The sequence below is a fragment of the Saccharothrix longispora genome, from assembly GCF_030852425.1.
Taxonomy (GTDB): Bacteria; Actinomycetota; Actinomycetes; order Mycobacteriales; family Pseudonocardiaceae; genus Actinosynnema; species Actinosynnema longispora.
Genome location: NZ_NSDM01000017.1, coordinates 71,854 through 93,878 on the forward strand (window position 1 = coordinate 71,854; position 22,025 = coordinate 93,878).

Annotated in this window: 20 protein-coding genes and 1 riboswitch; of the genes, 9 read left to right on the top strand and 11 right to left on the bottom strand. The window is 73.6% G+C overall.

The annotated features are described in order from the left end of the window. Nucleotides 1-9 precede the first annotated feature (9 nt). Complete coding sequence (locus CKY47_RS31330) at nt 10-681, bottom strand: AIM24 family protein (RefSeq protein ID WP_306749943.1); 672 nt, start codon at nt 679-681, stop codon at nt 10-12. Nucleotides 682-782: 101 nt separating this feature from the next. After that, a complete protein-coding gene (locus tag CKY47_RS31335) occupies nt 783-2,180 on the bottom strand; it encodes a cellulase family glycosylhydrolase (RefSeq protein WP_306749944.1) in 1,398 nt (465 codons plus the stop codon). Nucleotides 2,181-2,348: 168 nt separating this feature from the next. On the opposite strand from CKY47_RS31335, the gene CKY47_RS31340 reads away from it, so the two are divergent. After that, a complete protein-coding gene (locus CKY47_RS31340; protein WP_306749945.1) occupies nt 2,349-2,900 on the top strand; it encodes a DUF2231 domain-containing protein in 552 nt (183 codons plus the stop codon). Between the two features lie 30 nt (nt 2,901-2,930). On the opposite strand, the gene CKY47_RS31345 is transcribed toward CKY47_RS31340, so the two are convergent. Genes CKY47_RS31345 through CKY47_RS31360 form a run of 4 tightly spaced genes read right to left on the bottom strand, consistent with a single transcriptional unit; the run spans nt 2,931 to nt 6,590 of the window. Then, nucleotides 2,931-3,131 (bottom strand): hypothetical protein, encoded by a 201-nt coding sequence (locus tag CKY47_RS31345; protein WP_306749946.1) that lies wholly within the window; start codon nt 3,129-3,131, stop codon nt 2,931-2,933. 44 nt (nt 3,132-3,175) lie between these two features. After that, entirely contained in the window at nt 3,176-4,699 is a 1,524-nt protein-coding gene (gene mhpA, locus CKY47_RS31350) for a bifunctional 3-(3-hydroxy-phenyl)propionate/3-hydroxycinnamic acid hydroxylase MhpA (protein WP_306749947.1), read from the bottom strand. Between the two features lie 5 nt (nt 4,700-4,704). Continuing rightward, entirely contained in the window at nt 4,705-5,754 is a 1,050-nt protein-coding gene (locus tag CKY47_RS31355) for a type III polyketide synthase (protein WP_306749948.1), read from the bottom strand. Then, a complete protein-coding gene (locus CKY47_RS31360; protein ID WP_306749950.1) occupies nt 5,748-6,590 on the bottom strand; it encodes a class I SAM-dependent methyltransferase in 843 nt (280 codons plus the stop codon). The genes CKY47_RS31355 and CKY47_RS31360 overlap by 7 nt, the downstream gene beginning before the upstream one ends. An 18-nt stretch (nt 6,591-6,608) precedes the next feature. Here CKY47_RS31360 and CKY47_RS31365 point away from each other — a divergent pair, with 18 nt between their 5' ends. After that, entirely contained in the window at nt 6,609-7,379 is a 771-nt protein-coding gene (locus tag CKY47_RS31365; protein WP_306749951.1) for a UbiA family prenyltransferase, read from the top strand. An 11-nt stretch (nt 7,380-7,390) separates the two neighbouring features. Here CKY47_RS31365 and CKY47_RS31370 read toward each other — a convergent pair whose 3' ends face one another. From CKY47_RS31370 to CKY47_RS31380, 3 genes are all read right to left on the bottom strand, one after another. Continuing rightward, nucleotides 7,391-8,209, bottom strand: coding sequence for an SDR family oxidoreductase (locus tag CKY47_RS31370; protein WP_306749952.1), 819 nt, complete (start codon nt 8,207-8,209; stop codon nt 7,391-7,393). Nucleotides 8,210-8,308: 99 nt separating this feature from the next. Further along, on the bottom strand, nt 8,309-8,758 hold the full coding sequence (locus CKY47_RS31375) for a DUF4383 domain-containing protein (protein ID WP_306749953.1): 450 nt from the start codon (nt 8,756-8,758) through the stop codon (nt 8,309-8,311). A 129-nt stretch (nt 8,759-8,887) separates the two neighbouring features. After that, nucleotides 8,888-9,043 carry a hypothetical protein gene (locus CKY47_RS31380; RefSeq protein WP_306749954.1) on the bottom strand — a complete coding sequence of 52 codons (156 nt, stop codon included), beginning with the start codon at nt 9,041-9,043 and terminating at the stop codon, nt 8,888-8,890. Nucleotides 9,044-9,476: 433 nt separating this feature from the next. On the opposite strand from CKY47_RS31380, the gene CKY47_RS31385 reads away from it, so the two are divergent. The 7 genes from CKY47_RS31385 to CKY47_RS31415 all read left to right on the top strand — a co-directional run bounded on the left by CKY47_RS31385 (nt 9,477) and on the right by CKY47_RS31415 (nt 20,133). Further along, nucleotides 9,477-11,168: an RICIN domain-containing protein gene (locus tag CKY47_RS31385; RefSeq protein WP_306749955.1), complete on the top strand. Its 1,692-nt coding sequence runs from the start codon at nt 9,477-9,479 to the stop codon at nt 11,166-11,168. 395 nt (nt 11,169-11,563) lie between these two features. After that, a complete protein-coding gene (locus CKY47_RS31390) occupies nt 11,564-14,560 on the top strand; it encodes a 3-keto-alpha-glucoside-1,2-lyase-like domain-containing protein (protein ID WP_306749956.1) in 2,997 nt (998 codons plus the stop codon). Between the two features lie 168 nt (nt 14,561-14,728). Beyond that, nucleotides 14,729-14,806, top strand: a riboswitch (cobalamin riboswitch). An 87-nt stretch (nt 14,807-14,893) separates the two neighbouring features. Next, nucleotides 14,894-15,913 carry an ABC transporter substrate-binding protein gene (locus tag CKY47_RS31395; protein ID WP_306749957.1) on the top strand — a complete coding sequence of 340 codons (1,020 nt, stop codon included), beginning with the start codon at nt 14,894-14,896 and terminating at the stop codon, nt 15,911-15,913. Further along, a complete protein-coding gene (locus CKY47_RS31400; protein WP_306749958.1) occupies nt 15,910-16,944 on the top strand; it encodes a FecCD family ABC transporter permease in 1,035 nt (344 codons plus the stop codon). The genes CKY47_RS31395 and CKY47_RS31400 overlap by 4 nt, the downstream gene beginning before the upstream one ends. Beyond that, complete coding sequence (locus CKY47_RS31405) at nt 16,944-17,741, top strand: ABC transporter ATP-binding protein (protein ID WP_306749959.1); 798 nt, start codon at nt 16,944-16,946, stop codon at nt 17,739-17,741. The genes CKY47_RS31400 and CKY47_RS31405 overlap by 1 nt, the downstream gene beginning before the upstream one ends. Nucleotides 17,742-17,851: 110 nt before the next feature. Next, entirely contained in the window at nt 17,852-18,928 is a 1,077-nt protein-coding gene (locus CKY47_RS31410; protein WP_306749960.1) for a pyridoxal-phosphate dependent enzyme, read from the top strand. Beyond that, nucleotides 18,925-20,133, top strand: a complete 1,209-nt coding sequence (locus tag CKY47_RS31415; RefSeq protein WP_306749961.1) for an ATP-grasp domain-containing protein — start codon at nt 18,925-18,927, stop codon at nt 20,131-20,133. Before CKY47_RS31410 ends, CKY47_RS31415 begins: the two co-directional genes overlap by 4 nt. 33 nt (nt 20,134-20,166) lie before the next feature. Here the strand turns inward: CKY47_RS31415 and CKY47_RS31420 are convergent, their stop codons facing one another. Continuing rightward, nucleotides 20,167-21,543, bottom strand: coding sequence for a permease prefix domain 1-containing protein (locus CKY47_RS31420; RefSeq protein ID WP_306749962.1), 1,377 nt, complete (start codon nt 21,541-21,543; stop codon nt 20,167-20,169). Next, nucleotides 21,540-21,914 (bottom strand): PadR family transcriptional regulator, encoded by a 375-nt coding sequence (locus tag CKY47_RS31425; RefSeq protein ID WP_306749963.1) that lies wholly within the window; start codon nt 21,912-21,914, stop codon nt 21,540-21,542. Before CKY47_RS31425 ends, CKY47_RS31420 begins: the two co-directional genes overlap by 4 nt. Nucleotides 21,915-22,025: the final 111 nt, after the last annotated feature.

A 22,025-nucleotide genomic window follows, 5' to 3' on the forward strand; every position in this document is an offset into this window, starting at 1 on the left:
CCCGCCGGGTCACTGCGGGGGCGGCGCCGGGTGACCCTCGGAGGCCTGCACGACGACGATGCCCCGACCGGACAGCGCCAGCTGGTACGCCTCACCCGAGCCGCGCCCGATGGCCGCGGCGAGCTTCGCGGTCTTGCGGATCGACGACTGCAACGACGTGGACCACAGGACCGCGGACTGCATGTCGACGAACGTCGGCACGTCCACGTTCAGCACGACGGGCGTGCCGAACGTCGTGATGGCGAGCGCCCCGGAGCCGGTGAACGTCGTGTTGAACAGGCCGCCGCTGAGCATCGACGCACCCTCGACGCGGTTGATGTCCCAGGTGAGGGTGCTCTCGAAGGCGAGCACGTTGGCGCCGTTGACGGTCACGCTCTCGTTGTCCAGGTGCAGCACGAACACCTGGTCGGCGTCCTGGGCGAGGAAGACGTCGCCGCTGCCCGACACCTTCATCAGGGACATGCCCTCGCCGGTGAACGCCTTCTTGAACAGCTTCCCGATCCCGCCGCTGCCCTCGTAGGCGAAGTCGACGTCCCCCTGGTAGGCGACCATCGACCCCTGCTTGGCGAAGAAGAAGCCGCCGGTGCCGCGGAGGTCGACCTTGAGCATGTGGTTGTTCTGGAGCTGGAAGTGGCCGGGCTCGACGGATCGTTCCGCGTGGTCGAGAAGTGAGCTGCGCATGGTCCGATCCTGCCCGCGTTCACCCGGACGCGCACCCCTTTCGGCCCAACCGCCCGTGGTCCCCGAGCCCGATCAGCGCGGGCTCGGGGACCTGACGGGACCTAGCTGGTGGGGAAGTCGTCCGGCGTGCTGATCCGGCTCTTGATCAGCGCACCGGACTCGGTGAGCACACCGCTGCCGGTGTAGGTGCCGCCGTTGCACGTGCCGGGCCGGAACGCCCCGCTGCTCTCGTCCGCGTCGGAGTACGTCCAGTTGGCGTAGCTGATCTTCAACTGGTCGAGCAGGTCCAGCCACGCCGTGGTGCTCGCCCGGTCGAACGCCCCGCCGCCCGTGGCGCTGACCGTGCCGAACTCGGTGACGAACAGCGGCAGGCGGGAGGCCGCCCGGCTCACCGTCGCGCGGTAGTTGTCCTTGTGCGACGCGGCGTAGAAGTGGAACGCGTACATGATGTTGGTCGCGTTGACCGGGTTGTCGACCACCTCGGTCTCGTTGGAGCCCTCCGACACGCCCAGCGACGACCAGGCCCGCGTGCCGACGATGATCACGGCGTCCGGGTCGGCCGCGCGGATCACCGGGATGACCTGCTCCGCGTAGCTCTTGATGCCGGCCCAGCTCACGCCGTTGGGCTCGTTCGCGATCTCGTAGATCACGTTCTTCTTGGCCGCGTTGCGGGCGGCGACCGAGGCGAAGAACGTCTTGGCCCGCGCCAGGTTGTGGTTCGGGTCACCCGGGGTGAGCGTGTGGAAGTCGATCAGCGCGTACAGCCCGCGCGCCTCGGCCAGGTCGACCAGGCTGTTCACCTGGTTGGTGAACCCGGTCGGGTTGGTCTCGTAGCCCTGCTCCTGGACGTACATCGCGATGCGGAACAGGTCGGCCTTCCAGTCCGCGGCCAGCGCGTCCAGCGAGGCGTTGTTGTAGCACTTGCCGAACCACTGGATGCCGTGCGTGCTCATGCCGCGCAGCTGGATGGGGCGGTTGTGCTGGTTGCACAGGTTGACGCCGCAGACCCGCAGCTGCCCGTTGGCCTCGACCGGGTTGCGCGGGACGGGCGGCGCCGTCGTGGTGGTCGTGGTGGTGGTCGTCGTCGGCCCGGTGGAGCCCGTGCACGCCACGCCGTTGAGCGTGAACGAGGTGGGCGTGGGGTTGCTGCCCGACCACGAGCCGACGAACCCGATGTCGGTGGACCCTCCGGTGGCCAGCGAGCGGTTCCAGTCGATGTTGGTCGCGGTCGCCGTGGAACCGGACTGGGACCAGGTGGCGTTCCAGCCCTGCGTCACCCGTTGCGAGGTGCTCGGGAAGGCGATCCCGAGCGACCAACCGGTGACGGGGTCGCCGAGGTTGGTGATCTTCACACCGGCCTGGAACCCGCCCTGCCACTGGCTGGTGACGGTGTAGTCGACCCGGCAGCCCTGCGCGGCGGCCGTCGCCTGCGGCAGCACCACCGCTCCCGCGCCGAGCACCACACCCAGAGCCGCCACTGCGGCGGTGGAGCGCTTCACTGAGCCCCTCCTCGTCTCGACCTGTCTGGGAGCGCTCCCAGACTCGGTTGACCGTACACCGGGGTGCGGATTCACGTACACCACGAACACTCTCCGTAGTCACCGCGTGGAGGTGGTCCCACCGCGTGCCGTCCGATTGCGCGCTCCTGGTCGGGGTAGCCCGCGATCGTGCTGACACATCGACTCTTCCGGGCCGTCGAACGCCTGAGCCGGCTCGACGACCCCACCGACAAGGCCGTCCGCGCGATCCGCCGGGCGGTGGGCGGCACCGCCGTCGAGCGGGCGCTGCGCGGGACGTGGCTGGGCCACCCCGTGCACCCGCTGCTGATCCTCGCCCCGATCGGGGCCTACACCTGCGCCGCCGTGGCCGACTTCGCGTTCGGCGACCGCGAGACGGCGCACCGGTTCACCGGCGTGGGGCTGCTCGCGACGCCACCCGCCGTGGTCACCGGCCTGGTCGAGCTGTCCACGCTCACGGACGCGCCCTCGCGCCGCGTCGGGCTGGTGCACGCCGCGGCCAACGCGGTGGCGAGCACCTGCTTCCTGGCGGCCTACGTCACCGGCCGCCGGAAGTGGTCGGTGCTCGGCCTCGCCGCGGTGGGCGCGGGCGGGGCGCTGGGCGGGCACCTGTCCTACGCCCTGGGCGCCGGGGTCGGGCGCGAACCCGTGGAGGGCGCGCCCGAGGTGGAGACCTCACCGACCGGCAACCTGCCGGGCTGAGGACTCCCGGGCATCACGGCGGGGAGGACGTCACGGCGGGCCGTCGGCCCCGGCGTCCATCCCGCCGCGGCCCTCGGGGACGGACTCGTCGGGCCCTTCGGCTGGGGTCGTCCCGCCGGCCACCGTCGTGCTGTCGTGCTCGTCCCCGAAGTCGGGTTCCTGTTCGCTCTCGGCGGTGACCGGGTCGAGGTCGGCCGGTCCCCGCGTGCCGTCGGGGTCGTCGTCGCGCACGTCGGCTCCTCGTGGAGGTGGTGTCGGCGGAGGTCCGCCCCGGATCAGCCGGGTACCCGGTGCCCCCGGCCGGAAACGGCGCGGTCCGGCGGCAGGGCCGCGCAGAGCGCCGCCGGGTCGCGCCCCGTTCGCAGCACGGCGCCGTCGGGTCGGACCACCGCCGCCGCCGCGCGTCCCCCGCGCAGCCAGGAGTGCAGCTCCTCCCCCGGCCCGGTCACCACCAGGACCGCTCCGCGCCGTTCGGCGGCGGCGCGGAGCGCGGGGGACGCGGCGACCGAGGTGACGACGGCGAAGCGACCCCCGGCCACGTCGTCGAAGCGGCGGCCGTCGCGCAGCACGGCGTTCGGGCACAGCCGTCCCGCCAGGCCGGGGCGCAGGCGGGGCCGCGCCACCAGGTCGGAGCGGCGCAGCGCGGGCGTCTCGCTGCTCAGCGCCCGCTCCCGGAGGCCGGGCAGCAGGCCCAGCCTCGGGACCAGCGCGGCGCGGAGGAGGTCGGCCGCCCTCCCGCCGCCGGTCATGGCGGTCCCGACGAGCTTGGCCAGGCCGATCATCGCCCGGGCGTGGGGCGCGCGTTCGGCCTGGTAGGTGTCCAGGGCGGTGTCGGGCAGCGCGCCCCGGAGGACGCCGGCGAGCTTCCAGCAGAGGTTGGCCGCGTCGCGCAGGCCCGCGCCCAGGCCCTGCCCCGTGAACGGCGGCATCAGGTGCGCGGCGTCGCCCAGCAGGAACACCCCGCGGTCGCGCCACCTGTCGGCCACCTGCGCGCGGAAGACGTACTCGGCGACGCGGACGACGTCCAGCTCCGCCACCGGGACGTCACCGGTCCACGGCGCGACCAGCGGGTGCAGCGCGGTGACGTCGCGGTGGTCCTCGGCGCTCTCGCCGGGGGCGAGCCGGAACTCCCAGCGGTAGCGGGTCGGGCCGATCCGCATGTACGTCGCGGCGCGGTCGTGGTCGCAGACCTGGTGCACGCCCTCCCACTGGCCGAGTTCGGCGTCGGTGGCCACGTCCACGACCAGCCAGCGCTGGGTGAACCCGAGGTCGATCGGCGCCGCGCCGATCGAGGCGCGGACGAGGCTGTTGGCGCCGTCGCAGCCGAGCGCGTACCGGGCGCGGACCTCGTCGGCCGCCCCGGTCGCCCGGTCGGTGAACGCCACGCGCACCAGCCCGTCGTCGTCCTGGGCGACCGCGGTGACCTCGACGTCCCCGCGCACCGCGACACCCGCGTGCCGCGCCAGGTTCGCGCGCAGCACCCGCTCCAGGTCGGGCTGGTCGAACATGTTCGCCTCGGGGTGGCCGTGCCTGCCCGGCGCGGTGCCCCGCCGGAACTCGGCGAGCACCCGCATGTCCCGGTCGAGCAGGCGCAGCCCGCGGCCCGGCCGGGAGATCGCGGCGAACTCGGCCCCCACCCCCAGACCGGCCAGCACGCGGTGCGCCTCGTCGTCGAGGTGCACCGCGCGGGGCAGCGGGTGGTGCGCGCCGTGGCGTTCGAGCACCAGGCACTCGACGCCGTGGCGCGCCAGCAGCGTCGCCGCGGCGAGCCCGGTCGGCCCGGCCCCGACGACGACCACCGGGATCACGTGACCCGCAGCAGCGCGGCGCACAGGGTCAGCCCGGGGCCGAAGGCCATGGCCACGACGGGGTCGCCGGGGCGCAGGCCGCCGCGCGCGAGCAGCTCGTCGAGCACCAGCAGCACGGTCGCCGACGAGCAGTTCCCGTGTTCTCGCAGCACCCGCCGCGAGTGGGCCAGCGCGTCGGCGGACAGGTCGAGCTCCTGTTCGGTGGTGTCGAGGATGCGCGGCCCACCGGGGTGCACGGCCCAGCCCCGCACGTCCGACGGCACGAGGCCGTGCCCGCCGAGGAGGTCCTCCACGGCGGGGCGCACGTGCTTGCCCAGCACGTCGGGCACGCGCGGCGACAGCTCCATCCGGAACCCGAGGTCGGTGACGCGCCACGTCATGTGGTCCTGCGCGGTCGTGTCGGTCAGCGTGGTCGTGCCGAGGATCTCCAGGCCCCCGCCGGGTTCGCCGCCGGGTTGCAGGACGATCGCCGCGGCGGCGTCGCTGAACAGCGCGTGGGACACGACCTGCGACGGATCGGCGGTGGGCGGTTGCAGGTGCAGCGAGGTGAGTTCGACGCACAGCAGCACCGCGGGCCGCCGGTGCGCGACGACGTAGTCGGTGGTGGCGGCCAGGGCGGGCAGGGCGGCGTAGCAGCCCATGTGGCCGACGAGCAGGCGCCGGGCGTCCACGGGCAGGTCGAGCGACGCGGCCAGCCGGACGTCCAGGCCGGGCGCGGTGTAGCCGGTGCAGGAGGCGATGGTGAGCTGTCCGACGTCGGCCGTCGTGAGACCGGCGGACGCGAGCGCGGCGGTGACGGCGGCGTGCCCGAGCGCGGGCGCGTGCTCCTCGTAGCGCAGCATCCGCACACCGGTCGACTCGCCGGACAGGTCCTCGTCCAGGGGGCTGACCACGGCGTGGCGGCGGTCCACCCCGGACCCCCGGAAGATCCGCTCCGCGACGCGGCTGCCGCCGAAGTGCGCCCGGAAGTACCCCTCCCACACCTCCTCCTGGTCGAAGGCGGGGGGCAGCGCGGTGCCGACGCCGGTGACGCGCGCCGTCACCATCCGGGCGTCCCTGCGGCGGTGGTCCGTGCCTGCGTTCTCGGGTGTTCCGACTCAGTCAACCCTCGTCCTCTCTCGGGGTGGGCTTTGACGCCGCGCCCCTGGAACAGCACCGCCGTCGAGCGGGTGGGCACCATCGCGACGTCGTCCGCCCGACCGGACAGCCACGCCAGCAACCCGGTCACGGAGGGTCGGATACCCCGCAGCGCCAGCCGGACACCGTGACGTGCGCACTCCCGCACCAACCGGGAGCGGTCCACCAGCAGGGCCGGGTCGTGCACACCGGGTGGCGCGAGCCCCGGCACGCGTTCGGCGATGCCGATGGCCACCACCCGGCAGACGGCGGTCGCCGCCAGCGTGTCCAGCACGAGCGACCCGCCCGGCCGCAGGACGCGGCACGCCTCCGCGACGGCGGCGGGCAGGTCCGCCACGTGCTCAAGGATCTCCCCGGCCACCACGACGTCGGCGACACCGTCCGCCAGGGGCACGGCGAGGACGTCGCCGCGCACCGCGGTGACACCGTGGTCGCCCGCCTGGAGCAGCGCCGAGTGCGACAGGTCCACGCCGACGTGCCGGTAGCCCTTGGCGCGGACGTGCGGCGCGAGCAGGCCCGCCCCGCAGCCGAGGTCGAGCAGGACCGCGCCGGGCCGGGTGGCCGGTGGCACGAGGTCGCCGCGCGCGGCGGCGAGCCAGTGCAGCATCGCGAACGCGCCCCGCGGCTGCCACCACTGGTCGGCCAGCAGTTCGTAGAGCCTCGGGTCGTTCTGCGGAAGTTCCGCCGGCCGGCAGACTGGTCCCCCGTGCTGCTGCGCCTCTGGGCCTTGGTCCGTGCCTGTCATCCCCTGCCTTCCCTCGCCGTGACCGCGGTGGCCGCCGCGCTGGCCGTGACCACCGGCCGTGACGGGCGGGGAGTGGTGGCGGTCGTCGCGGCGGTGCTGGTCGGTCAACTCTCCGTCGGGTGGCTCAACGACGCCCTCGACGCCCGGCGCGACACCGCGTCGAACCGGAGCGACAAACCGGTGGCCACCGGTGCGATCAGCAGGTCGTCGGTCGCCGTCGCGGCCGGCGTCGCGGTGCCGGCGGCCGTCGGCCTGTCCATGGTGTCGGGTGTCGTCGCCGGCGTCGTGCACGTGGTCGCGCTGTGCTCGGCCTGGGCCTACGACCTCGGGGTCAAGGGGACCGTCTTCTCCATGGTGCCCTACGCGGTGTCCTTCGGGTTGCTGCCCGCCTTCGTGGTGCTCGGCGCGCCGGGCCACCCCTGGCCCCCCGCGTGGCTGGTGGCGGCCGGGGCGGTGCTGGGCAGTGCCGCCCACTTCGCCAACGTCATCCCGGACATCGACGACGACCTCGCCACCGGGGTGCGCGGTCTGCCGCACCGCCTCGGCGCGCCGGCCAGCGCCGCGGTGGCCTCGGCGCTGGTGCTGCTCACCTCGGTGATCCTGGCGTTCGGCCCGCCGGGGCCGGTCTCGCTCGCCGGCCTGGTGGCCCTGCCCCTGTCGGCCGCGGTCCTGGTGGTCGGCCGGCTGCGCGCCCGCCGTCCCGGGTCCCGGGCGGCGTTCAACGCGCTGCTGGTGGTCGCCGTCATCGACGTGGTGCTGCTGATCACCACCGGCGCGGTGGTGCTGTGACGCCCGGTCCGTCACAGGCGTCGCCCGTACCGGGCGACCGCCCGCACCAGTGACGGGGCCAGCGGGGTCAGCACGGCGTCCAGGGCGCGGTCCAGCGGGGGCACGGAGGTCAACCGCGTGACGCCCCACCAGCGCGGCACGGCGGCGGTGCGCGACCGCCGCCCGGTCAGGCACCGCTCGACCTCGGCGGCGACCCGCTCCGGCGCCGCGCCGGCCGACACCTTGCCGGGCGCCTCGGCCTCGTCCGGACGTCCCTGCTGGTCGCGTGCCAGCCACTCGGTGCTCGTCGGCGCGGGGCAGAGCAGGTGCACCCGCACGCCGCGCGGCACCTCGCGCCGCAGCGCCGCGGTCAGGCCGCTCACCCCGGCCTTGGTGGCGGAGTAGAGCGACAACGGCGGCAGCGGCGCCCAGGCGGCCACCGAGGACATCATCACCACGTCACCGCCGCGGTCCGGCAGGTGCGGCAGGACGAGGCGCGTCATCTCGGCCACCGCGGTGAAGTTGACGGCGACGAGGTCCTCGACGGTGGCGCGGTCCAGGTCGACGAGCCTGCCGACCGCGCCCCGGCCCGCGTTGTTGACCAGCGCGTCGACCCGGCCGCAGCGCTCGACCGCGGTGCGCACGAGGCGTTCGCGGTCGTCGGCGTCCGTCACGTCGCACCGCACGGTCAGCAGACCGGGCACCTCGGCGGCGGTGGCGTCGAGGCGGTCCTGGTCGCGCCCGCAGGCCACGACGCGGGCGCCGGTGGCGACCAACCGCCGCGCGGTCGCCCGCCCGATGCCCGCGGAACCCCCGGTGACCAGCACGACCCTGCCGCGAAGTGAGCGCATGGTCCCGAGTACCCGCCGTGCCGGAAAGCACTCGGACCGCTTCCGCGGAACGCACGAGGGGCCACCGCCGCGGCGGTGGCCCCTCGTGGGAACAGCGTGTCAGGTGCGGGCGCGGCCGGGCAGGTCGCGCTTGCCCAGGGCCAGGCCCAGACCGATCATGCCGACGGCCAGCACCAGGTGCAGCCAGTTGTCGGCGGCGTTGAGCGGCACGAAGTTCGCCGCGCTGTCGTGACCGATGAGCAGCCCGTACAGCCACAGCACCAGGTAGACGACGCCGCCGCCCACCAGGTACAGGTAGGCCCCGCGGACCGACCGGGCCAGGGCCAGGCCGGCGACGCCGAAGGCCAGGTGCACGATGTTGTGCAGGATCGAGACCTGGAACAGCCCCAGCAGCAGGGCCTCCGAGTGGTGGCCCGCGAACTCCATGGTGTCGTAGTTCGTGGTCAGACCCGGGATGAAGCCGGCGATCCCGACCAGCAGGAACACCGCCCCCACGACCGTCGCGGCCAGCTGCACCCGTGTGCGTGACGCTTGTTCGATTCTGGACATGCAGTCCTCCACAACCTGAGTGCGTCCTCTTCACGCGCCACATACCCACACGGACGGAGGACAAACGACGACCGGCGGACGGCATGCGCCGTCCGCCGGTCATCCGAACAGGTCATCCGCCCGAACAGGTCATCCGAGGGAGCGTGCCTCCGCACCCGCGCCGGGCGTGGGGCCGGAAGTCGGCTGCGGTTGGTCGACCGCGCCGGTGGACTTCGCGGTCCAGTCCGCGCCCAGCCGGGTCCGCCGCGGGTTGGCGACCGCCCGGCCCGTCTCTGTCTCGTGCATCGTGCCCTCCAGGTCAAACTTCGCTCGCACCCGTCGATTGCCCCGAGAGGGGCCGGGTAAACGATGAGGTGCATCACGTCCGCAGCCTCGTCCGACCCATTCGGGACGGACTCCGGTTCACAGGCGTGACCGGCGGCACCGGTTTTGTTCACGAGCATGACCGGGCCGCATTGTCCGACGAAGACCGCAGGTCGGCCGATGATCGGCTGCGATATCGGTGACCTCGACGTTCGATTCGTTCGACGACGAAAAGCCTACCACCACCCCGGGAACCGGCCGTTGACCACCCCGTTGTGAACCTCCTAACATCCGGCGGGAAACGGTTTCCCGGCGCAATCACATTTATGAACCGCGATCGGGGTGCCCGCCGTTTCCCGGCGCACGCGGAAAACCGCCGGCACGCCTGCCGGAATCGTTCGGAAGTGGAGTACCCATGAGAACACCGGAGCAGCCCGCCGCCCCGCGCGCCCGACGACCGCGCGGGGCGGTGGTCGTGGCGGCCGCCGCCGCGGGCGCGCTGGCCGCCACGCTCGCCGCGTGGCCGATCGCCACACCCGCCAACGCCGCGGTCGACGCGGGCACGTACGCGGTGAAGAACGCGGGCAGCGGGTTGTGCCTCGACGCGGCCGGCGGGACCGCCGGCACGCAACTCCGGCAGCAGGCGTGCGGCGCCGCGGCCGGTCAGCAGTGGACGTTGACGTCGGTCGGCGGCGGGTTCCGGCTGACGGCGACCGGCAGCGGGTTGTGCGTGGGCGTGCGGGACGGCTCGACCAGCGCGGGCAAGCCGATCCAGCTGGAGGCGTGCACCGGCGCGGCCGGCCAGACCTGGGCGGTGACCGCGAGCGGTGGCGGCCACCGCCTGGTCAACACCAACGGCGGCAAGTGCGCGAACACCAAGGACAGCTCCAAGGCGGCCGGCGCGGCCGTGCAGACGAACTCCTGCGACAGCGCCGTGACCAAGCAGTGGGCGTTCACCCCGGTCACCGGCGGGCCCACCTCGACCACCACCGGCACGACCACCACCACCACGACGACCACGACGGCTCCCCCGTCCTCCACGTTGTACGCGGCGCCGAACGGCGCCGACGGCGCGGCCGGGACGGAGTCGGCGCCGACCACGCTGACCTCCGCCATCGCCCGCATCACCCCCGGCGGGACGATCCACCTGCGCGGCGGGACCTACCGCTTCGCGCAGACCGTCACCATCCCGCAGGGCAACAACGGCACGTCGGGCAACCGCACCGACCTGTTCGCCTACCCGGGCGAGACCCCGGTGCTGAACTTCTCGGCCCAGGCCGAGGACCCGGCCAACCGCGGGCTCGCGGTCAACGGCGACTACTGGCACGTGCGCGGCCTCGTCGTGGAGCGGGCCGGTGACAACGGCATCTTCGTCGGTGGCAGCAACAACGTCTTCGAGCGCACCGTGACGCGCTTCAACCGCGACACCGGCCTCCAGCTGTCGCGGATGCTGTCCACCACCCCGAAGGAGCGGTGGCCGGCCAACAACCTGATCCTCAGCGCCGAGTCGCACGACAACGCCGACTCGGACGGCGAGGACGCCGACGGCTTCGCCGCGAAGCTCACCTCCGGTCCCGGCAACGTCTTCCGATACGCCGTGGCGCACAACAACATCGACGACGGCTGGGACCTGTTCACCAAGACCGACACCGGTCCGATCGGCGCGGTGACCATCGAGGACTCGCTGGCCTACGGGAACGGCACCCTCAGCGACGGCTCGCAGGCCGGCAACGGCGACCGCAACGGCTACAAGCTCGGCGGCGAGGACATCGGCGTCGACCACGTCATCCGCCGCAACATCGCCTACGACAACGGCAAGCACGGCTTCACCTACAACCGCAACCTCGGCACGATGACCGTGTCCGACAACGTGTCAGTGGACAACACCGAGCGCAACTTCAACTTCGACGGCGGCTCCTCGGTGTTCCGCGCCAACACCTCGTGCCGCGGCGGCAGCGGCACCAACGACCGCACGCTCGGCGACGTCGACGCCACGAACCAGTTCTGGACCGGCTCCAACGGCTCCCGCTGCGCCTCCTACGGCGGCGCGCTGAACTGGTCGTACGCCTCGGACGGCCGCCTCGTCGTCACCTTCGGCGGGAGGTAGGCGGACCGCACCCCGCGCACCACGACGACGGCGATCGCCGCGGCCACCCGGTCGCGGCGATCGCCGTCGTCGTGGTGCGGTCACACGGCAGCCTGACCGCGTCCCGCGACACGGCGCCCTTCCAATCCCACAGCGGGACGACGTCGTCAAGAGTCCGTTGTTCGCAATGCGGACCGTTCACCCGCCCACTTATGCATGCACTAGACAAAAGTCCGGCCAGAATCGACGAAACTTCTGGACTTGCCGTCACAAGTCCCCTTACCGTTCGGGCACTCCGCCATCCCTGCGACGGAACCACCTCTCCCCGTTTCGACCCGCTACCGCGTGCGGGCCCCGCAACCGTGCGACGACGACGTCGGACACGTGGTCGTCCCTGCCCTCCCAGGAGCATGGATATGAGATGGACAGCGCGCCGGACGCGCGTACCCGCCCTCGGCCTGTTGGCGGCGGCCCTGCTGGTCGGCGGCTCGGGGCTGCCGGCCACCGCCGACCCGAAGACCGACGCCGTACCGCCCCAGGAACCCGGCGTGACGCTGCGGGTCTTCGACGTGCAGGTGCCGCTGGACCGGCTCTGCGCCCTCAAGCCCGCCCAGACGCCCAACATCGACAAGCTCATGCCGACCATCGACTGGAGCACGCCCGAGCAGTTCGGGTTCGCCGACCGGTTCGTGGCGCAGGTCTCCGGCAACGTCAACATCACCCAGGCCGGGGCCTACACCTTCCGGGTGCTCAGCGACGACGGGTCGCGGCTGTCGATCGACGGCAAGGTGGTCGTCGACCACGACGGCCTGCACGGCCCGGACCCCAAGGACGGCGCGGTCACCCTGACGACCGGCTACCACTCCCTGCTCATCGAGCACTTCGAGCGCGACGGCGGGCAGCAGTTGACGCTCCAGTGGAAGCCGCCCGGGGCCACCGGCTTCTCGCTCGTGCCGAACTCGGCGCTCAGCACGGACAGCGGCGTCGTGCGGGTCACCGCGCCGGGCCGCAAGGACTGCGCGGCGGGCGCCGACTCGCCCGGTGACGGCCTGCCGCTCAACGGCGTGCACCCCGACTACACGCTGACCAACCTGCGCCCCGGCGGTTTCCAGCCCCGCGTCAGCGCGATGGACTGGTTCCCGGACGGCCGCCTGGTCATCGCCACGTGGGACGGCAAGAGCACGAACACCGGTGAGCTGTGGGTGCTCGGCAACGTCACCGGGGCCACCTCGCCCGACCGGGTCACCACCAAGCGGATCGCGGCGAACCTGCGCGAGCCGATGGGCGTGAAGGTGCTCGACGGCAGGATCTACGTGTCGCAGAAGCACCAGCTCACCGAGCTGACCGACACCAACGGCGACGACGTGGTCGACCAGTCCCGCGCGGTGGCGACGTGGCCGTACGGCGGGAACTTCCACGAGTTCGCGTTCGGCCTGCTCTACAAGGACGGGGCGTTCTACCTCAGCCTCTCCGTCGCGATCAACGAGGGCGGCGCGACCACCGACCCGCAGCCCGCCGCCAACCGCGGCACGACGGTGAAGGTCGATCGCGCCACCGGCCAGGTGAGCTACATCGCCGGCGGCCTGCGCACGCCCAACGGCATCGGCTGGGGTCCCGAGGGCGGCATGTTCGTCAACGACAACCAGGGCGGCTACCTGCCCGCGTCGAAGATGGTGCACATCAAGCAGGGCCGGTTCTTCAACCACTACACCAACCCCGCCGGGCCGTTCGACGCGAACCCGGTCACCGCGCCCGTGCTGTGGTTGCCGCAGAACGAGATCGCGAACTCCCCCAGCACGCCGGTGCAGCTCACCCAGGGCACCTACGCCGGGCAGATGGTGTTCGGCGACGTCACCTACGGCGGCCTCCAGCGGGCGTTCCTGGAGAAGGTCGAGGGCGAGTACCAGGGCGCGGTGTTCCGGATGACGCAGGGCCTCGAAGCGGGCGTCAACCGGACCACCCTCGGCCCGGACGGCGCCCTCTACGTCGGCGGCATCGGGGACGGCGGCAACTGGGGCCAGGACGGCAAGCTGCTCCACGGCCTGCAGAAGCTCGCGCCCAACGGCGGCCGCACGTTCGACGTCCTCGCGATGCGCGCCATCGCGGGCGGCTTCGAGGTCGAGTACACCCAGCCGCTGTCCGCGGACACCGCCGCGAACCTCGCGAGCCGCTACCGGGCCCAGCAGTGGCGGTACGCGCCCGCCCCGTCCTACGGCGGCCCCAAGGTCGACCAGGAGAACCTGTCGGTCGCCTCGGCGACGCTGTCCGCGGACGGCCGCAAGGTCACGCTCAAGCTCAGCGGCCTCAAGGCCGGCCGGGTGGTGCACCTGCGCTCGCCGCGCCCGTTCTCCTCGAACACCGGCGTGCCGCTGTGGAGCACCGAGGCCTGGTACACGCTCAACAACCTGGTGGGCAGCGCGCCGTCGGCGACCCAGTCGTTCGAGGCGGAGAGCGCGGCCCTGTCCGGCGGCGCGGGCGTCAACACCGACCACACCGGCTACTCCGGCGCGGGCTTCGTCGACGGCTACGGCACGCAGGGCGCGACCACCCGGTTCGCGGTGAACGCCGCGTCGGCGGGCGCGCACACCGTGGGCCTGCGCTACAGCAACGGCCCCAACCCGTCCTCCGGCACCAAGACGATCAGCGTGTACGTCAACAACGTGAAGGTCAGGCAGGTGGCGCTGGCCGACACGGGCAACTGGGACACGTGGGCCACCCACACCGAGGCGTTGACGCTGCGGGCGGGCGCGAACACCATCGCCTACCGGTTCGACAGCGGGGACGTCGGGCACGTCAACCTCGACCACCTGACCGTCACCCCGGCGCAGCGGGTCGTGCTCTACGGCGGTGGCGGCACGGAGAACTGGCGCAACGCCGACGGCAGCGCACCCTCGTGGCCGGTCGCGAACGGGTCGATGGAGGCGCTCGGCGGCGACATCCGCAGCAGGCAGGCGTTCGGCGACTTCAAGCTGCACCTGGAGTTCTGGCTGCCGAACCTGCCGTCGAACGTGACCGGCCAGCAGCGCGCCAACAGCGGCGTGTACCTCCAGGACCGCTACGAGCTCCAGATCCTGGACAGCTTCGGCAAGAACCCGCTGGCCGCCGACGACGCGGCGAGCATCTACCTCAAGAGGGCCGCGTCGACCAACGCGGCCACCGCGCCGCAGACGTGGCAGACCTACGACGTCACGTTCCGGGCGGCCCGCTTCGACAGTTCGGGCGTGAAGACCGAGAACGCCCGCGTCACCGTGGTGTGGAACGGCGTCACAGTCCACCGGGACTTCGCCATCGACGGCCCGACCGGCAACGGCGCGCCCGAGGGCCCGACCGCCGGTCCGTTCCGGTTGCAGGACCACGGCGACCCGGGCGAGAACGTCCGCTTCCGCAACATCTGGGTCGAACCGCTGGGCTGACCCCCTGCCGACGACACCCCGGCCGACGACGCCCCCGCCGACCCGTTCGGCGGGGACGTCGTCGCACCTCGTCGGGCAGGCCGCCGCGCCCCGAGGGGAGGCGAGCCGGGTCGACGACCTGTGTTAGCTTTCCCCCGCCAGCCGGGTCCGCGTTCGCGGGTCCGGGCGGGGGAACCCGGTGTGAATCCGGGACTGACGCGCAGCGGTGAGGAACGCCCACGACGGGCGGCCCGAGTCCGAGCACCCACTGGCACCCCGTCGGGTCGCCTCCCGCGCGGGGCCACCGCACGATCGGGCTCCGCGACCGGGCCCTCGACGCTGAGGATCTCTGCTGTGCGCCACGCACGACCTGCTCGTCCACCCCTGCTCGCCCTGACCGCGGCCCTCGTGCTGTCCGCGTGCGGGAGCCCGCCCGCCGACGCCCCCGCCACGCCCACCCGCACCCTGGACAACTGCGGCCGCACGGTGCGGGTGGCCGAACCGCCGAGGCGCGCGGTGGCGCTGAACCAGGGCAGCGCGGAGATCATGCTGGCCTTGGGCCTGGCGGACCGGATGGTCGGCACCGCCACCTGGACCGACCCGGTCCTGCCGGAGCTGGCCGACGCCAACGCCCGGGTGCCGCGCCTCGCGGAGAACAAGCCGTCGTTCGAACGGGTGCTGGAGGCCGATCCGGACTTCGTCGCCGCGTCCTTCGAGTCCGTCCTGGGCACCGGCGGCGTCGCCACGCGGGACCAGTTCGAGAAGCTCGGCGTGGCCACCTACCTCTCGCCGACGGACTGCGGCGCCAAGGACAACAGCGGGGACGGCGACGGCGTGCGCGCCACCGCGTTGACGATGGACGACGTCTACCGCGAGATCCGCGACCTGGCGGCGCTGTTCGCCGTCGAGGCGCGTGGCGAGGAGCTGGTGGCCGGCCTGCGGCGGCGGCTGGGCGCCGCGACCGAGGGGCTGGACGCCTCCGGCGCGAGCGTCCTGTACTGGTTCGCCAACTCCGAGTCGCCCTACCTGGCCGGGTGCTGCGGCGCACCGGGCGTGATCACCGCGGCGCTGGGCGCGCGCAACGTCTTCGACGACACCCGCGAGGAGTGGCCGCAGGTCAACTGGGAGACCGTCGCCGAGCGCGACCCCGCCGTGCTGGTGATCGGCGACCTGTCCCGCCGGTCGCAGACCGCGGAGACCGCCGGCGCGAAGATCGCGTTCCTGGAGTCGAACCCGGTCACCTCCCGGATGCGGGCGGTGCGGGAGAAGCGGTACGTCGCGCTGAGCGGGCAGGCGCTGAACCCGACCATGCGCACCGTCGAGGGCGTGGAGCGCGTCGCCGAGGCCCTGCGGCGGTTCGGGCCGCTCGGGTGACGACCGCGCCGACCCGCGCCCGGACCACCGCGGGCGCCGCCTGGTGCGCGGCCGGGCTGGGGCTGCTGGTCGTCTCGATCGCGGTCGCCATCACCATCGGCCCGGCCTCGATCGGGGTGGGCGAGGTGTGGCGCACGGTGTGGGCGCACCTGCGCGGCACCGGGCCGGTGCTCCCGCCCATCCGCGACGGCATCGTCTGGCACCTGCGGCTGCCCCGGACCCTGCTGGCGGCGGTGTGCGGCGCCGGGCTAGCGGTGTGCGGCGTGGTGCTCCAGTCGCTGCTGCGCAACCCGCTGGCCGACCCGTTCGTGCTCGGGGTGTCCTCCGGCGCGTCCACCGGGGCGGTGCTCGTGGTGGTGCTGGGCGTGGGTGGCGGCGCGGTCACGCTGTCGGCGGGCGCGTTCGCGGGCGCGGTGGTGTCGTTCGCCCTGGTGCTGGGGCTGAGCCACCTGCTGGGCGGGCAGCTGGACCGCGTGGTGCTGAGCGGTGTCGCGGCCATGCAGCTGTTCTCCGCGCTCACCTCGTTCGTGGTGCTCACCGCCGCGGACGCCGAGACCACCAAGGGGGTGCTGTTCTGGCTGCTCGGGTCGCTGGCCAGCGCCTCGTGGGGCGAGGTCGGCGCCTGCGCCGCGGTGCTCGCGGTGACGCTGGCGGTGTGCCTGGGCCACGGCCGCGCGCTCGACGCGTTCGCGTTCGGCGAGGACGCCGCCGCCGCGCTGGGCGTGCGGGTCCTGCGCACCCGCCTGGTCCTGCTGTGCGCCACCGCGCTGCTCACCGCCGCGCTGGTCAGCTCGACCGGCGCGATCGGCTTCGTCGGCCTGGTCCTGCCGCACGCCGCACGCGCGCTGGTCGGCACCGGGCACACCCGGTTGCTGCCCGCCTCGGCACTGGCGGGCGCGGTGTTCCTGGTCTGGGTCGACACGCTGGCCCGCACCGCGCTGGACCCCCAGGAGGTGCCGGTCGGCGTGCTCACCTCGTTGATCGGCGTCCCGGCGTTCGTGGTCGTCCTCTACCGCACCCGGAGGCGTTGATGGCGCTGGTGGCGGACCGCGTGGCCCGCACCGCGGGCGGGCACCTGGTGCTGGACGGCGTGAGCGTGGCGTGCGAGCCGGGCAGCACGCTCGGGCTGCTCGGCCCCAACGGCGCCGGCAAGTCCACCCTGCTGCGCCTGCTCGCCGGTCTCCTGGCGCCCGACACGGGCGTGGTCACGCTCGACGGCGAACCGCTGCGCTCGCTGCCCCGCCGCGCGGTCGCCCGCCGCGTCGCCGTGGTCGAGCAGCAGGTCGACACCCAGGTCGACCTCAGCGTGCGCGACGTCGTGCGCCTCGGTCGCATCCCGCACCGCCGGGCGTGGTCGGGCGAGTCGGCGGAGGACGCCGCGGCGGTGCGGGACGCGCTGGCCGCCACCGGGCTCGCGGACCGCGCCGACCAGTCCTGGCACACCCTGTCCGGCGGTGAGCGGCAGCGCGTGCAGCTGGCCCGGGCCCTCGCGCAGCGGCCCCGCGAGCTGCTGCTCGACGAGCCGACCAACCACCTCGACGTCGCCCACCAGCTCGACCTGCTCGACCTCGTCCGGTCCCTGCCGGTCACCGGCGTGGTCGCGCTGCACGACCTGAACCTCGCCGCGATGTTCTGCGACCGTCTCGTCGTGCTGCGCGCGGGCGGCGTGGTCGCCGCCGGCACACCGGCCGAGGTGCTCACGGAGGACCTGGTGGCCGACGTCTACGGCGTCCGGACCCGGATCACCGTCGAGGACGGGCACCCCCACGTCAGGTTCCTCGGCCGGACCCGGGAACCGGGGGTCTCGGCGGCACGACTCCCGGGGTAGGCGATCCCGGGCAGCCACCGCCCGGGCACCGATCCCGGCGTTCCGGGAACCGGCGGGCCGTCGCCACCGACCACTGGACCGGAACGGTGCAGCACGCGGAAGGGCCGCCGATGACCTCGAACCGCACCACCGACGCGGCGACACCGCCGGTCCACGACCACATCACCGACGCCGTCAAGGCGCCGGCGCTCGTCCGCCTCGCCCCGAACGTCGTGCTGATGCGGTTCGAGACGCTGAAGGTCTACGCCGCCGACGGCGCGGTCCGCCACCTCCTCGGCACCGGCGCGATCCGGCCCGGGCAGACGCTGGTGGACAGCTCCAGCGGCATCTACGCCCTCGCGCTGGCCATGGCCTGCCACCGCCACGGCCTGCGCTGCCGGATCGTCGCCTCCACGACGGTCGACGACACGATCCGCGCCCAGCTGGAGGTCCTGGGCGTCACCGTGGACCAGATGCCGCCGTCGGACGACCTGCGGCTGGACCAGAACCGCCGGGTGGCCCGCGTCCGCGAGCTGCTGGCCCGCGACCCCGACCTGCACTGGATGCGCCAGTACCACGACGACGTGCACCACCTGGGTTACGCCGAGGCCGCCGACCTGCTGCGCGGCGCGTTACCGGGCGAGCAGCTCACGGTGGTGGGGAGCGTGGGGACCGGCGCGTCCACCGGCGGCCTCACCCGGTCGCTGCGGGAGCACGACCCGCGCACCCTGCTGGTGGGCGTGCAGCCGTTCGGCAGCGTCACGTTCGGCAGCGAGCGCTTCACCGACCCCGACGCGATCATCGCGGGCATCGGCAGCGCCATCCACTTCGACAACGTCCACCACGACCTCTACGACCGGGTCCACTGGCTGGACTTCCGGCACGCCATGGCCGCCACGATCGGCCTGCTGCGCGAGCACGCCGTGTTCGCCGGCCTGTCCACCGGCGCCGCGCACCTGGTCGCGCGGTGGGAGGCCGCCCGCCACCCCGACCGCACGCACGTCGTCATCGGCGCCGACACCGGCCACCGCTACACCCAGCGGGTCTTCGCCCGCCACCGCGAGGCGCTCGACCCCGCCGAGCTCGCCCCGGTCGAGATCGCCTCGCTCGACGAGCTGACCCCGCCGTGGGCGGCCATCGACTGGGCGCGCCGCCCCCGCGGCCCGCTCGTCCCCACCCAGGAACGCTGGAAGGACCCCGTGCCGTGACCATCGCCCTGCTCGAAGCGCTCACCTTCGGCCTCGGCCGCCTCGCGGACGCCGGCCGGGACGCGGGCCACGACCTGGTCCTGCTGACCGGGGACCGGTCGATCTACACCCACGAGCTGAGCCGGCTCGGACCGGACCGGCTGCGGGTGGTGGACATCGACACCACCGACGTCGCGGCGTGCGAGCGGGTGTTGCGCGACCTGCCCGACCTGGCCGGGTTGATCAGCTCCACCGACACCTGGGCGCTCCCCGGCGCGGAACTCGCCCACCGGCTGGGCCTGCCCGGCCCGTCCCCCGAGGCCGTCCGGACCCTGCGGGACAAGGCGGCCGTGCGGGCACTGCTGCACGAGCACGGCCTGAGCCGCAGCGGCCCGCTGGACCCGGCGTCGGCCGACGCGTTCCCGCTGGTGCTCAAGGACTCCGCCGGCACGTCGTCCCGGGCGGTGTGGCTGTGCCGCTCCCCCGCCGAGCGCGACGCCGCGCTGCGCGAGGCCGCCGGCACCGCGCTCAAGGGCCGGTTGATCGCCGAACCGTACTTCGCGGGCCCGCTCTACAGCGCTGAGACGATCACCTGGCGGGGTCGGACCCGGCTGCTCGGCGTGCTCAGCCGCGTCATCTCCCCCGAACCCGCGCGCCGCGAGGAGGCCGCGGCGTTCCCCGTCGCCTTCCCCGACGACGACCTGCGCGGGCTGGGGACGTGGATCGACCGGGTCCTCGCGGTCGCCGGGCACGAGCGCGGCTTCGCGCACACCGAGTTCGTCCTCACCGCCGACGGCCCCGAGGTGGTCGAGGTCAACGCCCGCATCGGCGGCGCCCTGGTCGGCGAGGCCCTGTGCCGGTCACTGGGCGTGAACGCCTACGCGTCGATGGTCCAGGTCGCCCTGGGCGCGCCGCCCGACCTGCTCGACGGGGCGGCCGGCGGTGGTCCCGCGACCGGGTTCGTGCTGGTCTACCCGCGCGAAGCCGGCGTGCTGGAGGGCTGGAGCGGCCTGGACCGCCTCGCCGACCTGCCCGGCGCCCCCGAGTGGTACCCGACCGCGAGCCCCGGTGACGTGCTGGAACACCTCGCCGACCAGCGGTCCTGCACCGGCATCGTGCTCGCCGGAGGCCCCACCGCCGAACTGGCCCTGCACCGCGCCCTGGCCGCCGCGGGCGGGATCGCCCCGGTGGTGCGGGCGGAGGAGCGCGCGGACGCGCCGGCGTGACCCGGGCGCCTGGCTCGTCCGCGCACCGCCGGGTCAGAGGTGGTCGAACAGCGGCGGGAAGACCAGCACCACGACCCACGCCCACCCGGCGTACACCGGGAGGTAACCGGTCTGCCAGCGTTCGAGCGCCGTGAACGGTCCGCGCCGGCGGACCAGGCCCAGCAGCAGCCAGGCGGACCAGGCGAGGTTGGCCAGCAGGATGGCGTTCTCCCCGAGCGCCGCCGCCTTGTTGGGCGTGGTGCCGTACTCGCTGATGCGGCCGGTGATCGCCAGCAGCACCAGCACGTCGATGGCCAGCGCGCTGACCACGAGGGCGAGTTGCAGCCTGTCGAACAGGCCGGGCGGGGCCAGCGGGTCGCGGGCCGAGATCGAGTAGAGCAGCAGCCCCAGCACCACGACCAGCAGGAGGTCGAACAGGATCAGCGCCTCGCGTTCGACGTCGATGCCGCCCCGGGTGAGGCCGAACGTGACGAGGAACGCCAGCAGCGCCACGGTGAACAACGGGGTGAACAGCCGCGTGAGCACCGGGGCGATGTTCTCGACGACGCTCTGCTTGGCCTCCACCAGCCACCCGGCCACCACCACCGCGGCCGCCGCGCCGCACGGGAGCACCCACTCCGCGACGACGTGCTCCGGCGACACCCCGATGGCCTGGAACGTCCCGAACAGGAAGCCGACCAGCACGCCGCCGCCGAGGGCGATGAGGACGTAGTAGACGAACAGCTCGCCGGTGAAGCGGACGAAGTCCATGCGCCGGCGCGGTGAGCGCAGGTCGTCCGACGCGTAGGCCAGGCCGACCGCGAACCACAGGGCGATGGGCAGGTGGATGGCGGTGAGGACCACCGACTGCGACTCGTCCGCGAGCGGGTAGGCGTTGGCCGCGACCGCGCCGAGCGCGAACAGCGCCACCAGGGCGCCGACCACCGCCTTCGACGCGCCGCGGCGCCACGCCAGGAAGGCCGCCAACCAGGGCAGCGCGAACAGGGCGGCGTTGGTCCCGTAGAACGCGCCGTCCGCCTCGGGGGTGAGGCCGAACAGCTCCGGCGCCTTGACCGACACCGCCGCGCCCACCGCGCAGCCGACCGCCACGAGCAGGTCGTGCCGCGACGTGGCGCCCTCCGCCTGGTCGTCGGTCCCGCCGGTCAGCACCAGCTGCTTCCACAGCCGTTCCGAGTGCTCCCGGGCGAACTCGCGGGACAGCTCGTCCAGGCTGCCCATGCGCTTGACCGCGACCAGGAACGCCTCGTCGGCGCGCAGACCGGCGTCGACGAGCTCGTCGACGGACCCGCGCAGGTGGTCCTCCAGCTCCTCGACGTCGGGCTGCCGCAGCTCCTTGCGGCGCTCCACGTACCGGCGCCACTGGTCGAACTGGGCCTCCAGCCCGTCCCCGCCGCCCGAACCGCTCGTCACGCGCGGCCCCCCGTCGGCATGGCGACCAGCAGCCCGGGGCCGTCGGGGCCGCGCCAGACCTCCTTGAGCGTGTTCACGACCGCGGCCCACTGGCGGCGCTGCTCGGCGAGTTCGGCCAGGCCGCTGTCGGTGACGCGGTAGTACTTGCGCCGCCGCTCACCGGCGACCGACCGCCAGTCGGATTCCACGTGCCCGAGGCGTTCGAGCCGGTGCAGCAACGGGTAGAGCAGCCCTTCGGTCCAGTCCAGCTCGCCCCCGGACAGCTCGTTGATCCGCTTGAGGATGGCGTAGCCGTAGCTGTCCTCCTCGGCCAGGATGCCCAGCACCATCGGCGTCGCCGAGGCGGCCACGAGATCCTTGGCGACTTTCACCGGTTTCCTCCGCACACGTCGAACCCTGGATGTGCGAGGCATAGTAGTGTTAGGTATCGATGGCGGCAAGCACCGCGGGCACCGGGCTCGTGGACCTCGGTCCGGGCGGAA